Annotated in this window: 11 protein-coding genes; 5 read left to right on the top strand and 6 right to left on the bottom strand. The window is 71.8% G+C overall.

Features of this window, described 5'->3' with window-relative positions; translation table 11 throughout:
* Position 1 precedes the first annotated feature (1 nt).
* Complete coding sequence (locus OHA68_RS33880; RefSeq protein ID WP_327103881.1) at positions 2-1069, bottom strand: ABC transporter substrate-binding protein; 1068 nt, start codon at positions 1067-1069, stop codon at positions 2-4.
* Positions 1070-1084: 15 nt separating this feature from the next.
* Positions 1085-3607: a PA14 domain-containing protein gene (locus OHA68_RS33875; protein WP_327103880.1), complete on the bottom strand. Its 2523-nt coding sequence runs from the start codon at positions 3605-3607 to the stop codon at positions 1085-1087.
* A gap of 263 nt (positions 3608-3870) precedes the next feature.
* Here OHA68_RS33875 and OHA68_RS33870 point away from each other — a divergent pair, with 263 nt between their 5' ends.
* Both OHA68_RS33870 and OHA68_RS33865 read left to right on the top strand, forming a co-directional pair.
* Positions 3871-4671, top strand: a complete 801-nt coding sequence (locus tag OHA68_RS33870; RefSeq protein WP_225277320.1) for a DeoR/GlpR family DNA-binding transcription regulator — start codon at positions 3871-3873, stop codon at positions 4669-4671.
* Between the two features lie 75 nt (positions 4672-4746).
* A complete protein-coding gene (locus OHA68_RS33865) occupies positions 4747-6240 on the top strand; it encodes a sugar ABC transporter ATP-binding protein (RefSeq protein WP_327103879.1) in 1494 nt (497 codons plus the stop codon).
* A gap of 39 nt (positions 6241-6279) precedes the next feature.
* Here OHA68_RS33865 and OHA68_RS33860 read toward each other — a convergent pair whose 3' ends face one another.
* The 4 genes from OHA68_RS33860 to OHA68_RS33845 all read right to left on the bottom strand — a co-directional run bounded on the left by OHA68_RS33860 (position 6280) and on the right by OHA68_RS33845 (position 12329).
* Positions 6280-8049, bottom strand: a complete 1770-nt coding sequence (locus OHA68_RS33860) for an MOSC and FAD-binding oxidoreductase domain-containing protein (protein WP_327103878.1) — start codon at positions 8047-8049, stop codon at positions 6280-6282.
* A 124-nt stretch (positions 8050-8173) separates the two neighbouring features.
* Positions 8174-9196 carry a coiled-coil domain-containing protein gene (locus tag OHA68_RS33855; RefSeq protein ID WP_189139222.1) on the bottom strand — a complete coding sequence of 341 codons (1023 nt, stop codon included), beginning with the start codon at positions 9194-9196 and terminating at the stop codon, positions 8174-8176.
* 142 nt (positions 9197-9338) lie between these two features.
* A complete protein-coding gene (locus tag OHA68_RS33850) occupies positions 9339-11048 on the bottom strand; it encodes a serine/threonine-protein kinase (RefSeq protein WP_327103877.1) in 1710 nt (569 codons plus the stop codon).
* Between the two features lie 120 nt (positions 11049-11168).
* On the bottom strand, positions 11169-12329 hold the full coding sequence (locus OHA68_RS33845) for an FAD-dependent oxidoreductase (protein ID WP_327103876.1): 1161 nt from the start codon (positions 12327-12329) through the stop codon (positions 11169-11171).
* 131 nt (positions 12330-12460) lie between these two features.
* Here OHA68_RS33845 and OHA68_RS33840 point away from each other — a divergent pair, with 131 nt between their 5' ends.
* From OHA68_RS33840 to OHA68_RS33830, 3 genes are all read left to right on the top strand, one after another.
* The gene (locus OHA68_RS33840; RefSeq protein WP_327103875.1) at positions 12461-13054 is read left to right on the top strand and encodes a DUF305 domain-containing protein; all 594 of its coding nucleotides are present in this window, start codon (positions 12461-12463) and stop codon (positions 13052-13054) included.
* A gap of 200 nt (positions 13055-13254) precedes the next feature.
* Positions 13255-14079: a class I SAM-dependent methyltransferase gene (locus OHA68_RS33835; protein ID WP_327103874.1), complete on the top strand. Its 825-nt coding sequence runs from the start codon at positions 13255-13257 to the stop codon at positions 14077-14079.
* Complete coding sequence (locus OHA68_RS33830) at positions 14076-14711, top strand: TetR/AcrR family transcriptional regulator (RefSeq protein WP_189139226.1); 636 nt, start codon at positions 14076-14078, stop codon at positions 14709-14711. Before OHA68_RS33835 ends, OHA68_RS33830 begins: the two co-directional genes overlap by 4 nt.

Here is a 14711-nt window from a genome sequence, read left to right as displayed (position 1 = left end):
CTCAGTACGCCTCACCGAGGGAGGTCTTGGCGTTGCTCGTGTCGTAGTCGCGGTCGGAGATGATCACCTTCTCGGGGATGGCCTCACCGTCCAGGAACTTCTGGGCGGTGGAGAAGGCCAGCGGGCCGAAGCGGGGGTTGGACTCGATGACGGCGTGCAGCCAGCCGTCGGCGATGGCCTGGACCGCGCTGCGGGTGCCGTCCACCGAGACGATCTTGATGTCGCCGGCCTCCTTGCCGGCGCCCTTGAGCGCGGTCACGGCGCCCAGGGCCATCTCGTCGTTCTCGGCGTAGATGCCGTTGATGTCGGGGTTGGACTGGATGAGCTGCTCGGTGACCTGCTGGCCCTTCTCCCGGGCGAACTCGCCGGTCTGCTCGAAGGAGATCTCGATCTCCGGCGCCGCCTCCTTGACCCGGTCCTTGAAGCCGTTGGTGCGCTCGGTGGTGACGTTGTTGCCGGGCGCGCCGAGCAGGATCGCGACCTTGCCCTTGCTGGACAGCGCCTCGATCATCTGGTCGGCGGCCCGCTTGCCCTGCTCGTAGAAGTCCGAGCCGATGAAGGTGAGGTAGTCGCTGCACGGCTTGGCGTTGATCTTGCGGTCGACGGTGATGATGGGGATCTTCTTGGCCGCCGCCTGCTGGAGCACCGGCTCCCATCCGTCGGAGTTCAGCGGCGCGATGACCAGCAGCTTCACGCCCTGGGCGATGAGCTGCTGCACGTCGGTGATCTGCTTGGAGAACTGCGACTGCGCGTTGGTGACCTTCAGGTCGGCGATGCCGAGCTTGGCCGCCTCGTCCTTGATCGACTGGGTCTCGGCGATGCGGAACGGGTTGGCCTCCTTCTCCGACTGGGAGAAGCCGACGGTGGCCGTCTTGAGGTCGAACTTCTCGCCGCCGAACTGCTGCAGCGTGCAGTTCGCGCCGGCGCTGCCGGTGGGGGTCTGCACGACCTGCTGCCCAGCCGTGCTGGTGGCGGCGGGTGCGCTCTGCGGCGCCTCCGCCTTGGCGCACCCTGCGGCGGTGAGGAGGACGGCCAGCGCCAGTGTCGCGCTCCGGATGGGGGGTTTCATAGCGGTTCCTTCCTATCAGGCACAGGCCGGGCTGATCTCGCCCGTCAGTGCCTTGTTCGCGTCGTGCATGCGCTTGACGTCGGGCTTGGTGATCGCGCGGTCGTAGGTCATGAGGCCGTTGATCTCGGTCTCGACGTCGGTGGTCTGGGTGTAGATGGCGGCGCTGAGGTCGTCGCAGGCGTGCAGCCGGCGCAGTTCCTCGGTCATCGCGACATAGCGGTCGGTGAGGGCCTTACTGTCGGGCTCGGTGGCATAGCCCCAGCCGCCGCCGGTCCAGGTGTGGCCGATGACCGGCAGGGCCAGCCCGCCGTACTCGCCGAGCACGGTCGCCCGGGTGCCGCTGGGCTTGCCGGTGTTCCCGGGGCCCGGGTAGATGTGCAGGTCCTTGACGTCGCCGTTGCCGCCGTCGACGGCGCCGCAGCAGTTGACGCCACTCTGGTTGTTGACCAGACGGGTGGGGTCCCAGCTCTTGACCAGATCGGCGATGCGGGCCATGTCGTACTGGCCCCAGCCCTCGTTGAAGGGCACCCACATGACGATCGACGGGCTGCTGCGGTGCTGGTCGACCATGGCCTTCAGCTCGGCCTCGAACTGCGGCCTGTCGATGCTGCGGTGCGCCGATGGCATGTCCTGCCAGACCAGCAGGCCGAGCTGGTCGGCGTGGTGGTACCAGCGGTCGGACTCGATCTTGACGTGCTTGCGGACGGCGTTGAAGCCGAGCCGCTTGGTCTCCGCCAGGTCGTGGCGCAGGGCCTTGTCCGTGGGGGCGGTGTAGATGCCGTCAGGCCAGAAGCCCTGGTCGAGCGGGCCGATCTGGAAGACGGGCTTGCCGTTGAGCATCATCCGGTTGTTCTCGAGGGAGATCGTGCGCATCCCGAAGTACGACTGCACCTCGTCCTTGCCGACCGTGACGGTGAGGTCGTACAGGTGCGGGTTCTCCGGTGACCACAGCTTCGGGTTGCGCACCGGCAGCCGCAGCTCGGTGCCGACCTGGCCGACGACCTGGCCGACGACGCGCCTGCCGTCGCGGGCGGTGACGGTCGCGGTGCCGGACGCGCCCCTGACGGTGACCTTCAGCGCCTGGCCGGGCACGTCGGGGACGGTGTCGACGCGCTCGATGTGGTTCTTGGGCACCGGCTCCAGCCAGACCGACTGCCAGATGCCGGAGGCCGGGGTGTACCAGATGCTGCCCTGCTCCAGCCGCTGCTTGCCGACGGCCTGGCCGCCCTTGTCGGTGAGGTCGACGACGCCGACGACGAGCTCCTGCCGGCCGTGGCGCTTCAGCGCGTCCGTCACGTCCACGGTGTGGCGGTCATAGCCGCCCTTGTGGTTGCCGACCTGCTTGCCGTTGACGTACACGGTGGAGTCCCAGTCCACGGCGTCCAGGTGCAGCAGGACGCGGTCCTTCGTCCAGGAGTGCGGCACGTCGAACGTCCTGCGGTACCACATGCGCTCCTCGTGCCGGCCGATGCCGGACAGCTGCGACTCCACCGGGTACGGCACGACGATCCGCTCGGCCAGGTCGCGGCCGATCGGGGCGGCCTCGCCCTCCTGGGCGGCGGCGAACTGCCAGGTGCCGTTGAGGCTGCGCCAGTCCTTCCGGACGAGCTGCGGGCGGGGGTACTCGGGCAGCGGGCGGGCCGGGTTCACGTCCTTGGACCAGCGGGTGGACAGGATGTGCGTGGAGGCGTTGACCACGAAGGCGTAGGGGAAGGCGGCCAGCGCGGTGCCGTCGGTGTGGGTGATCCCGCCGCTGCCGTCGTAGGAGGCGCGCAGGGTGCCGCCCGCCTTGGCGGGCACCGGATGCTGCAGCTTGAGCACCACCGTGTCCCGGTTCTTCAGGACGGCGGACTTCACCGGCCATCTGGTGCCCCCGACGGTGATGACCAGCTTGTCGGCCGCGCCGGCGGGCAGCGGCTTCAGGGCCTTGCCGAAGGTCAGCGTGGCGACGTCACCGGCCGCGTTCACCGTGGCGGCCACCGGTCCCGGCGGGTCGAACCCCTCGGGCAGCGTGAGCGCCGCGGCGGGCACGATCTCCTTCGGCACGCTCGGGCTCTGCCAGCGCAGCCGCAGGTGGGCGCCGCCGAAGTGCTCGAAGTACTCCACCTTGATGTCGTACTTGCGGCCCGCCTCCAGCGCGATCGGCGTGCCGACCTGCTCGATGTCCCAGTCGTCGACCCAGTGATCGATGATCACCTGGCCGTCGATCCAGAGCCGGAAGCCGTTGTCGCCGAACATCGAGAAGGTGTACGTCTCGGAGTGCTCTGGCTGGATCTGCCCGGTCCACCGCACGGAGACGTCGTCGGCCCGGCCGGTCAGCAGTTGCAGCGTCGGGTTGAGGTCGGCCATCTCCAGGTTGGGGTCCACGACGGTGGCCTTCAGCTCGCCGAAGTCCAGCGCGCCCGCCCCGGTGGACAGGTGGTAGTCGCCGCGCAGCCCGTGCCGCTCCTCGGCGGCGTTCGTATCGGAGACGGCGGGCGGCGCCAGGCCTAACACCGCCAGCAGTACGGAGGTCAGTACCGCGATCGTCTTTCGCACGGATGGTCCTTTCACACGGGGAGCACGTTCACGAGCACGCGGGGGGCTGCGTGGAGCAGGTCTCGGCAAGGCGAGGGCGACCAGGCGGACGAAGGTGGGGGGTGCGCATGATGCGGCCCTTCGATCAGGATCGGACAGGAAGTGACCCCTGTCTGGCTCCCAAATAAGCACTAGTGGACCCAGCCGGTCAAGATTTCCGATCAGATTCGTACTTAAACGGTCAGAGGCGAAGCGGATTTGACCGTACGTCTATGATCGGGAGTGTGAGCGACACGCAGAGCGACGGACGCCGGCCCGTGTTCGCCGCTGAGCGCAGGCAGCGCATCCTGGAGCTGGTGCGCGCCAACGGCGCCGTGTCGCTGCGCGAGCTCGCCCAGGCGGTGCACTCCTCCGAGGTGACCGTGCGCCGCGACCTGCGCGCGCTGGAGTCGGAAGGACTGCTCAACCGCCACCACGGCGGCGCGACCCTGCCCGGTGAGCTGACCCGCGAGGCGGGCTACACGCACAAGGTGTCGCTGGAGTCGGCCGAGAAGGCCGCGATCGCCGACCTGGCCGCCGCGCTGGTCGAGGACGGCGACGCCATCGTGATCGGCCCCGGCACCACCACCCAGGAGTTCGCCCGCCGCCTGACCAGGCACTCCGAGCTCGCCGTGGTGACCAACTCACTGCTGGTCGCCCAAGCCCTGGCGGCCTCGCCGCGGGTCGAGGTGATGCTCACCGGCGGCACGCTGCGCGGCTCCATCCTGGCCCTGGTCGGCAGCGCCGCCGAGCGCTCGGTGGCCGGGCTGCGGGTGCGCCGGGCGTTCATCTCGGGCAACGGGCTGAGCGCCGAACGCGGCCTGTCGACCCCCACCATGGTGGTCGCGGGCGTCGACCGGGCGCTGGCCGCCGCGGCGGAGGAAGTGGTCGTGCTGGCCGACCACACCAAGGTGGGCATCGACACCATGGTGCAGACCATCCCGCCGGAGGGCATCGACCACCTCGTCACCGACGAGGGCGCGCCCAGCGAGGTGCTGGACGAGCTGGCCGGCCGCGGGGTCCGGCTGCACATCGCGCGACTCTGATCGAATGTGACTTCTCTGTTACTGGATTGTTTCCTGCTACGATCACGATCGAGTCCGGAGGCAACCGTGTTACAGGTGGCAGGAGTTCTCAAGACCTTCCAGGGCGTCATCGCGCTCGACCACGTCACCCTGTCCGTGCGCCCCGGTGAGGTGCACGCGCTGGCCGGTGGCAACGGCGCCGGCAAGTCCACCCTGGTCAAGGTGCTGTCCGGGGTCTACCAGCCGGACGCGGGCGAGCTGCGCTTCCGAGGCGAGCCGGTCAGGTTCGCCGACCCGGCCGACGCCAGGCGCGCGGGCATCGCCACCGTCCACCAGGAGACCAACCTGGTGCCCACCATGAGCATCGCCAGAAACCTGCTGCTGGGCAGGGAGCCGCGCGGCAGGCTCGGGCTGATCGACTTCACGGCCGTCAACGACCGCGCCACCGAGGTTCTCGCCACGTACGGCCTGCGCACGGACGTCCGCAGGCCGCTCGGCTCGCTGGGCGAGGGAGCCCGTCAACTCGTCGCACTGGCCAGGGCCGCCTCGGCGGACGCCCAGCTGGTGATCATGGACGAGCCCACCGCCGCGCTGGAGCACGCCGAGCTGGAGACGCTGTTCGGCGCCGTGGCCAGGCTCCGCGAGCAGGGCCGCTCGGTCGTCTACGTCACCCACCGGCTGGAGGAGCTCTACGAGATCTGCGACCGCGTCACCGTGCTCCGCGACGGCCGGGTCGTCCACACCGGCCCGCTCGCGGGCCTGGACCGGCTGCGGCTGGTCTCGCTCATGCTGGGCCGGCCCTTCCACCCGGCGCGCCCCGCCGCCGTCACCGGTGAACCGGATGAGCCCGGCGACCTGCCGGTGCTGGAGGCCAAGGGCCTGACCCGGCACCACGTGCTCGACGGGGTGTCGCTGGTGATGCGCGCGGGCGAGGTCGTCGGCCTCGGCGGCCTGCTCGGCGCGGGCCGCAGCGAGACGGCCCGCGCCATCGCCGGCGCGATGCCGGTCGACGCCGGCCAGGTGACGGTGTCGGGGGCGGTGTCGGAGGCCGGGGCCCGTAAGTGGTCCATCAGGAACGCCATCCGCGCCGGCATCGGCCTGGTCCCGGAGAACAGGAAGACCGAGGGCATCGTGCCGACCCTGTCGGTGCGCGACAACATCGCCCTGGCGGCGCTGCCCCGCCTGTCCAGGGCCGGGATCGTGTCGGACGCGCGGGTCGACAGCATCGTGTCCACGTTCATGCAGCGGCTCGGCATCAAGGCGGTCTCCCCGCACCAGGCGGCGGGCGAGCTGTCGGGCGGCAACCAGCAGAAGGTCCTGCTGGCCCGCTGGCTGGCCATGCACCCCAAGGTGCTGCTGCTGGACGAGCCGACCAGGGGCGTGGACGTGGCGACCAAGGTGGAGATGCAGAGCCTGCTGGACGAGCTGGCCGTGGACGGCCTGGCGATCCTGCTGATCTCCTCGGACGTGGCCGAGCTGGTGGAAAACTGCGACAGCGTGGTGGTGCTGCGGGACGGCGCGATCACCGACCAGCTCGCCGGCCCCGAGGTGACCGAGGAACGCCTCCTCGCCGCCCTGGCCAAGGACTGACACGGGCCACAGATCCAGCTGGTCAGGGGTTGACGCGGCTCACAGGTCCAGAACGAGCTCGTCGCGCGGCTGGGAGCAGCAGATCAGGATGTTGCCGTCGGCCGGGGCGTCGACCGGTTCGGGTGCGTAGCCGACGCCTCCGGACAGCAGGCCGCTCTCGCAGCTGTGGCAGACGCCGGTGCGGCAGGACCAGCGGACCGGCACGTCGCAGGCCTCCGCCAGATCGAGCAGGCTCGCGTAGTCGGGGTCCCAGGGCACGGTGAGCCCGCTGCGCGCGAAGGTGACCGCCGGGCCCGTGCCCGGCGGGCCCGCGGGCAGGTGCACGGGTCGTGCCGGGACGTCGGCCAGGCCGGGCGTGGAGGCCGGGCCCGCCCCGAAGACCTCCGTGTGGATCCGGCCGGGAGCCAGACCGGCCTCGGCCAAGGCGGCGGGCAGCTCGGTCATGAACGCGGACGGGCCGCACAGATAGACGTCCGCGCCCCGGGGCACACCGAGGCGGCCGAGCAGGCCGCCGGAGAGCCGGCCGTGCGTCTGGTAGTCGACGCCCGGCCGGTCGGCGGCCGTCGGACGGCTGTAGCAGACATGCTCACGCGCGTGCGGAAGCCGGGCCAGCAGGGCGCCGCTTTCCTGGGCGAAGGGGTGCTCCGTGCCGTCGCGGGCCCCGTACAGCCACCACACCTCGCGGGTGGAGCGCTCGGCGGCGAGCGCGTACAGCATGGCGAGCACGGGGGTGGCGCCGATGCCCGCCGACATCAGCAGGACCGGGTTGTCGCCGGCCTCCAGGGTGAACGCGCCGCGCGGGGCCGCGAACTCCAGGAGGTCGCCGGCCCGCACGTGGGCCCGCAGATGGCCGCTGGCGGCGCCATGGGGTTCGCGCTTGACGCTGAGGCGATACCGGGCGGCCCCCGGCGGGCCGGACAGCGAGTAGCTGCGGACGAGCGGCGGGCCGCCGTCCGGGTGCATCCGGAGCGTGAGGAACTGACCGGGCAGTGCCGCCGGCAGCGCGGCGCCGCCGGGGTCCTCCAGCGTCAGCGAGAACACGCTCTCGCTCTCCACGTCCACGCGGGTGACCCGCAGCGGCCGGAACCCGCTCCACGCGGCGGGCGGCCCGGCGGCGGTGGCCGGGACCAGCCCCGCGTTGCCCGCCGGAGCGCCTGCCGGAGTGGCGGCCTGGTCGAGCAGGGCCCGCAAGGAGGTCTGCCAGCCGGGACTGAGCGCGGGGATGAGCAGCGCCCGCGCCAGCCGCTCGCGCGAGTGGCCGGGGAGGTACAGCAGGGCGTCGATCTCGGCGACGGTCATCCCCTGCGGGCCCCGCTCGATCCTGACGATCTCGTCTCCGGCCTCGACCCGCCCCTCGGTGAGGACCCGGAGGTAGAACCCGGGACGCCGGTGGGACACCAGCAGGGCGGCCATCCGCGGCTCCCCCATCCGCAGGCCCACCCGGTAGCAGGTGACGCGCGGCTGGGTGACCTCGAACGTGGCCTCGCCGATCCGATAGCGGTCCCCGACGCACACCTCGTCGTCCGGCAGCCCGTCGACGGTGAAGTTCTCGCCGAACTGGCCGAAGACGAAGTCGTCCCGCCCGAGACGTTCCTGCCAGTAGCGGTAGGAGTCGAGCTGGTAGACCAGCACGGCGCGGTGCTCGCCGCCGTGCCCCTGGAGGTCTCCCTGGCCATCGCCGTCGATGTTGAGCCGGCGCACCATGCGCGGGCCGGTGACGGGCTGTTTCCACACACCCGTGTGCACCGTCCTGCCGTGCCAGGCGATGTCCTGCGGCAGGCCGACGTTCACCGCCAGCAGCTTGGCCACGCTTCGATCGTTTCCCCGTCGCTCGTGCGTTCCGCGCCGTCATGCCAGCGTAGCGAGCCGAACGTCGCTTCCGAGTCGGGCCTTGGCAAAGAGGGCGCGCACCCTCGACGCGGGCGGGCGCCGTTCAGTAGACGGAGATGTGCGGGTGGTCGTAGTGGTTGGCGGTGGTGCCGCCGCGGTCGGTCATCACGCGCCAGCCGCCGGTCCTGATGTGCCAGATCCGCTGCCGGTAGATGATGTACATGATGCCGAGCCGTTTGGCGTTCTTGATCGCCCACTTGGCGATCTCCTCGCCGCGCTCGATCTCCGCACCCGAAGGCATCGTGCCGCCCCGGCTGAGCATGAAGTCGCAGGCCCGGCCGAGCGGGTGCTGGCCGCCGTCCTGGATGGCCCGATAACAACCGATCCCGTACGGGACCTCGAAGCGTTGCGCGATGAGCGTCTTGACCAGGCGCATCCGGGGTGTGATGTTGTCGGAGCCGCCGGGGAGCTGGGGCACGAAGGTGCCGTCGGAGCGGCGTCCCGGCGCCTTGTGCAGCTGGTCGATCTTGTCCTTGATCTTCTCGATCAGCTTCTTGGCCTTCTTCCGCCGCTCGTCGATGTCGTCGACGGTGGCGTCTAGCTCCTCGGCGAGATCGGCCGCCTCCTGCTGGGCCCGCCGGTGCTCGTCCCGGACCCGGGTGAAGCCGCTCAGCCGTGCTTCCTGCTGGGAGATGAGGAAGTCGCTGAGCGCCAGCCTGCTCATCGTGAAGGTGTACTCCCCGGAGTCCGCGATCAGGGTGAGGGGGCTGGGCCGGCCGCCGATGTACTCGGAGACGGCCATGGCTCTCAGCTGGGTCGACTCGCGGTCGTAGACCTCCTGGGCGGCCTCCAGCTTCTCGCGGGCGGCCTTTTCGGCCTTCTCCGCGTCCTGCTGCTCACGACGGCCGTGGTAGTAGTCCTCGATCAGCTTGTCCGAATCCTTGCTGAGCTCGGCCAGCTCCTTCTCCAGTCGTTTGACCGAGGGCTTGGGGTCCGCATGTCCCGCTGTAGCGGGCACGACCAGCAATAACGCCACGGCGAGCCCGGCCGTCAGCCCCTTGAAGGCAGCTGTGGTGCGGGCTCGGAGCGGGCCGCGCCGCCGGTCGGCGGAAGACGCAACCGCCACACTTCTCCTTTGACCATAGCCGCGGGGCGAGATTCGGTCAGCCAGTAATCCCGACCAGGAACGCCCTCAGCAAGATAGTAGGGGATCTTGCGGGTCAGCATATGAATGTATGATTTATCGCTCTATCGTGTGTGCTCAACCGTTACCCATCGCCCGGCTCCGCGTCGCGCGGGCGTCGGGCGCCCGGCGCCACGTCGCGCGGGCGTGGGGTCCTGCGGACCACCAGCCGGCGTCCGAGCAGCACGGACCCGGGCACGGCCACCAGCCCCAGCAGGCCGGTGCCGAGGCCGAGCCCGATATCGGCGTCCAGCAGGCCGTCCCCCCTGCCGCTGAGCACAGGCACGTCGAGCGACACCTTGACCGACACCGAGACGAGCGGCTCCCGAGCCCCGGCGGTCTGCGGGGCCGTGCTGGGGCCGGGCGCGCTGGTGGCGGGCGGCCCGGTGGGTTCCGGCTCCGCACCGGGCGTCCGCGTGCTCCGGTCCGGCGTCGGCTCGGCGGCCGTCCTGGTGGGGCGGCTCGTGGTGGGGCGGCTCGTGGTGGGCCGGCTCGTGGTCGGGCCGCTCGTGGTCGGGCGGCTCGTGGGCTCGCGCGGCGGGTCGGACCTGACCGGCGTCCGGCTGGGCTCACGCGCCGGCGTACGGCCGGTGTCGGGCGCCCACGTGGGCCTCGCGGTGGCGGCCGGCTCCGGGTCACCGCCGGACGGCGAGCCGCCGGACGGCGAGCCGCCGGTCACGGCCGGCGTGGCCGTACCGGAAGTGGCCGGTGGCGGCGATGTCGGTGGCGGCGTCGGGGCCGGGGTCGGCGGGGGTGAGGTCGCGAGCGCGGCCGGCGGGAACGCGCCGCCGTCCTGCCGCGGACCCTCGTTCCAGACCAGGAACACCGAGACCACGGCCACCCCGGTCGCCAGCACCAGCCCGCCGGTCAGGGCGATCTTGGTGGCCGGCGCGAACGCGGACTGGAACAGGGTCGTGCCCACGTCGGGAGGGGGCTCCGCGAGCGGCCGGGTCATGAGGAACGGCACGGTCAGCGCGGCGAGCCTGGAGCGCCCGCGCACGTCCCAGCGCCGGCCGTACTCCTCCGTCGCGGTCGCCTCCAGCTCGGCCAGGAACGCCTCGGCCGACTCGGGCCGGTCGGCGGGGTCCTTGGCCAGGCCCTGCCGGACCAGCCCGCGGACCTCCTCGTCGATGCCGCCCAGCTCGGGCGCCGCGTGCCGGTGCCGGTAGGCCAGGGCCGCGAGGTCGTCGGCGGCGAACGGGCGGCGCCCGGTGAGGCATTCGTAGAACACCACGGCCGCCGCGTAGATGTCGGCGGACGGGCCCGCCGGAGCGCCGTCCCACTGCTCGGGCGCCATGTAGGAGGGGGTGCCGATCAGGGGCGCCTGCTCACCCGCGTGGACGGCGACACCGAAGTCGACCAGCTTGCTGCCGCCGTCCTCGGTGATGATCACGTTCTCCGGTTTGAAGTCGCGGTGCACGATGCCGCGCCGGTGCGCCTCGGCCAGCCCGAGCAGCGCGCCCTTGAGCACGCTCAAAGCGGCCTGGGGTCCGGTGCCGCCCTCCTGGCGGAGCAGGCGGCGCAGCGGGATGCCGTCGACGAGCTCCATCACGATGGCCGCGTCGCCGGGGTTCTCGACGTAGTCCAGCAGGCGGGCCGTGTGCGGGCTGTCGAACTCGCCGATCACCGCGGCTTCGGCGCGGAAGCGCTCCAGGAAGTCGCCGTCCTCGCGTAACCGCGCGGCCAGGTGCTTGATCGCGACGGACGCGCCGTCGGAGTCGCGTACGGCCAGCATCACGTGCCCGGTGGCACCGCGTCCGAGTTCCCGGATCTCGGTGTAGCCGGGAACCTCCATGCGTGACACCTCCAGCTCCGGCGAGATCCTTCGCAGAGGACGCTAGACCACCGTCACAGCCCGTGTCGAGAAATTTCACCCCTGTAACCGTTGTCACGCCGAATCAGGATTCGCGATGGATCAGGCGGCCGTCGAGGCGGGCGAGCCGCCGGTCATGAAGCGGCGGACGTTCTCGGCGGCCTTACGGCCCGCGCGGTTGGCGCCGATGGTGCTGGCCGACGGACCGTAGCCGACGAGCTGCAGCCCCGGCTCCCTGACGGCCTGGGTGCCGTCGACCTTGATGCCGCCGCCGGGCTCGCGCAGGCGCAGCGGCGCCAGGTGGTCGAGGGCGGAGCGGAAGCCGGTGGCCCACACGATCGTGTCGGCCTCATGGCTGCTCCCGTCCGCCCAGCGCACGCCGTACTCCGTGATCCGCTCGAACATCGGCAGCCGCTCCATCGCCCCCTTGGCCAGGGCCTCGCGCACCACGGGGGTGTGCCCGAGCCCGGTGACGCTGACGACGCTCTGTGGTACGAGCCCCGCACGTACGCGCTCCTCGACCCGGGCGACGGCCGCGCGCCTGGCCTGTTCGCCGAAGTCGGCGTCGCTGAAGGCCGGCAGGCTCCGGGTCACCCAGAGCGTGCTCGCGGCCACTCCGGCGAGCTCCGACAGCACGTGCGCGGCCGAGTGCCCGCCACCCACCACGACCACCCGGCGCCCGGCGAACTCCGCCGGCCCCCGATAGGTCGCGTAGTGCGACTGCCTGCCCCGGAAGTCACGCGCCCCCGGATAGTACGGCCAGTAGGGGCGGGTCCAGGTGCCGGTGGCGTTGACGACGGCGCGGGCCGCCCACTGTCCCGTGTCCGCCGTCACGACCAGCCGCTCACCCGCCCGCGCCACGGCCGCGACCTTGACCGGACGCACGACGCGCAGACCGAGCCGCCGCTCGTAGTCACCGTAGTAGGCGGGCACGACCTCGGCGGCAGGCCGCCCACCGGACCGCCCGCCATCCGAGTCACGCCCGCCGGACCGCCCGTCGCCCGGATCGCGCCCGCCGGACCGCTCGCCGTCCGAGTCGCTCCCGCCCGACCGGTCGTCGTCCGGGTCGCGCCTGATGCCGGGCAGATCGAAGATGCCGTGCACCTTGTCCATGGTCAGCGTCGGCGACCGGTGCCGCCAGGCCCCGCCCGGCCCGTCGGCGGCGTCCAGCACCAGCGGCTCGTACCCGAACCTGCGCAGATAGTAGGCGCTGGACAGCCCCGCCTGCCCTGCCCCGATCACCACCACGTCGATCTCGTCCACATCACTGTGAACCGCAGGGGCCCGCGCTGTCTTCCCCACTGCGCCGGCGGCGGTTTGCCGTACGGCCCGCGCGGCTACGACCACTACCAGCCGCCCCGCGGACACCCCCCTCGACGAGGACCACTGCTGAGATGAAGCGAACCGGCCTGCTTCTCGCCCTCCTGCTCGCCATCGCCGGATGCGGTCCAGGCGAGACCCCCGCCTCCGGGGGCCACCATGCCGCTCACACCGCCCCCGCTCCCACCACCCCCGCTCCCGCCGGCTCCGCCTCCCCCACCGGCGGCTTCAACGGGACCGACGCCGCGTGGGTGCAGCTCATGATCCCGATGATCGAGCGCACCCTGCCGATGCTGGACCTGGCCGAGCGGCAGGCCGCCGATCCGGCGGTCGGCCGGCTGGCGGCCTCCCTCGCCACCGCGCACCGCGCCGAGCTGGCCCGCCTGGCCGAGCTCCGGCGGACGGCGGGGTTGTCCGACGTCAATGTCCATGAGGGTCATGACATGCCAGGCATGGTGACCGCGTCCCAGCTCGACGCCATGCGCTCGGCCGACGGGAAGGCGTTCGACGGACTGTTCCTGCGCTGCCTGCGCGACCACCTGGACCAGTCGGTGCTGGTGACGCGCGGCGAGCGCGACGCCGGCGCCGACCCGCGCGCCCTGACCCTCGCCGCCGACCTCGAACGCGCCCGCACCACCCAGCTCACCCGCCTGAGCAAACTGACGTGACCGAAGACGTGAACGGCATCGGAGACCAGCGGGCATGAGCGGCTCCCCCGCCTGACCGAGGTGAACTGGTCAGAGCGTGGTCGGCAGCACCGGGCGGCCGCGGACTCCGGGATCGGCGGCGTGCTCGGCCATCGCGCTTGACCTCAGCGCGCTATGAACGTATGTTCATGAACGCTTGTTCATTCCCTTCGGAGGCCATCGTGACGATCGTCAACACCCACCAGTCCGAGGCATGGAACGGTTACGAAGGCACCCACTGGGCCGACCACCATGACCGCTACGACGCGCTCAACTCCGGCTTCAACGACCACCTGCTCCAGTTCGCCGGCGACGGCGACCAGGTCCTCGACATCGGGTGCGGCAACGGTCAGGTGACCAGGCTGGCGGCCCGCCGAGCCCGCGGCGCCACCGGTGTCGACCTGTCCACCCCCATGCTGAGCACGGCCCGCGCCCTCGCGGCGGCGGAGGGCATCGCCAACATCGACTTCCAGCAGGGCGACGCGCAGATCCACCCGTTCCCCGCCGAGTCGTACGACCTGGCGATCAGCCGCTTCGGGATCATGTTCTTCGCCGACCCGGTCACCGCCTTCGCCAACATCGCCCGCGCGCTGCGCCCCGGTGGGCGGGTGGCGTTCCTGTGCATGCGCGACCTGGCCGACAACGATCTGCGCTCGGTGTTCGCCGCCATGGCCGAGCACCTGCCGCCGGCCCCCGCCTCCCCCGACGGCACCTCCCCGGCCTCGCTGTCCGATCCCGCGCGGATCCACGAGATCTTCACCGCCGCGGGATACACCGAGGTCGCGGCCACCCCCGTGGAAGCGGATCAGGTCTGGGGCAGGGACGCTCAGGACGCCGCCGACTTCCTGGCCGCCTGGGGTCCCACCCGCTTCCATCTCAGCCACGCGGACCCGGCCGCCGCCGCGCGCGCGACGGCCGCGCTCGTTCCCGCGCTGGCACCGTACGAGCGAGACGGCGCCGTACGGCTGCGTGGGGCCGCCTACCTGATCACGGCCGTGCGGCCGTGACCCCGCGCAAGCCGGCGGCCGCGCGCGAGGGCGAGCCCTTGTCCGCCCACTTGGTGGCGGCCGCCGAGCGACTGCTCGCCAGGCACGGCGCGGCCGGTCTCACCGTGCGGGCGATCGCCAGGGAGGCCCAGGTGGCCGACGGGGTGCTCTACAACCACTTCGCCGACAAGGAGGAGCTGATCGCGCTGGCGCTGCGGGCGCACGTCCGCTCGGTCGAGCGGAGCCTGCCCCCGCTGCCCACCGCGGCGGGCTCGGGCACGCTGGAGGACAACCTGCGCTCGTACGTCGGCTACGGGCTGGCGCTGCACCTGGCGATTCTGCCCGCCTTCGCCGGCCTGGTCGCCCACCCCAAGATCCTGCACCGCTTCGCCGAGCTGAGCATGCCCGTCGAGCAGGGGCCGCCGCTGCGTGCCGCGCTGACCGCGTACCTGCGGGCCGAGCAGGCTCTCGGCCGGCTGTCGCCGGAGGCCGATCCGGACGCGGCGGCCACCATGATCGTGGGCGCCTGCCACGAGCTGATCCTTCCTCACCTGTTCCACGGCACTCCGGCGGCGGAGATCGCGGTTCCCCCCGACTTCGCCGGGAAGCTGGTCGCCACCTGCCTGAGGGGCATCGCGCCGCCTGGAGTTTGA

Origin of the sequence: Nonomuraea glycinis, from assembly GCF_035920485.1 — a bacterium.
GTDB classification, from domain to species: domain Bacteria; phylum Actinomycetota; class Actinomycetes; order Streptosporangiales; family Streptosporangiaceae; genus Nonomuraea; species Nonomuraea glycinis.
This window is presented reverse-complemented; position numbering and strand designations above follow the sequence as displayed.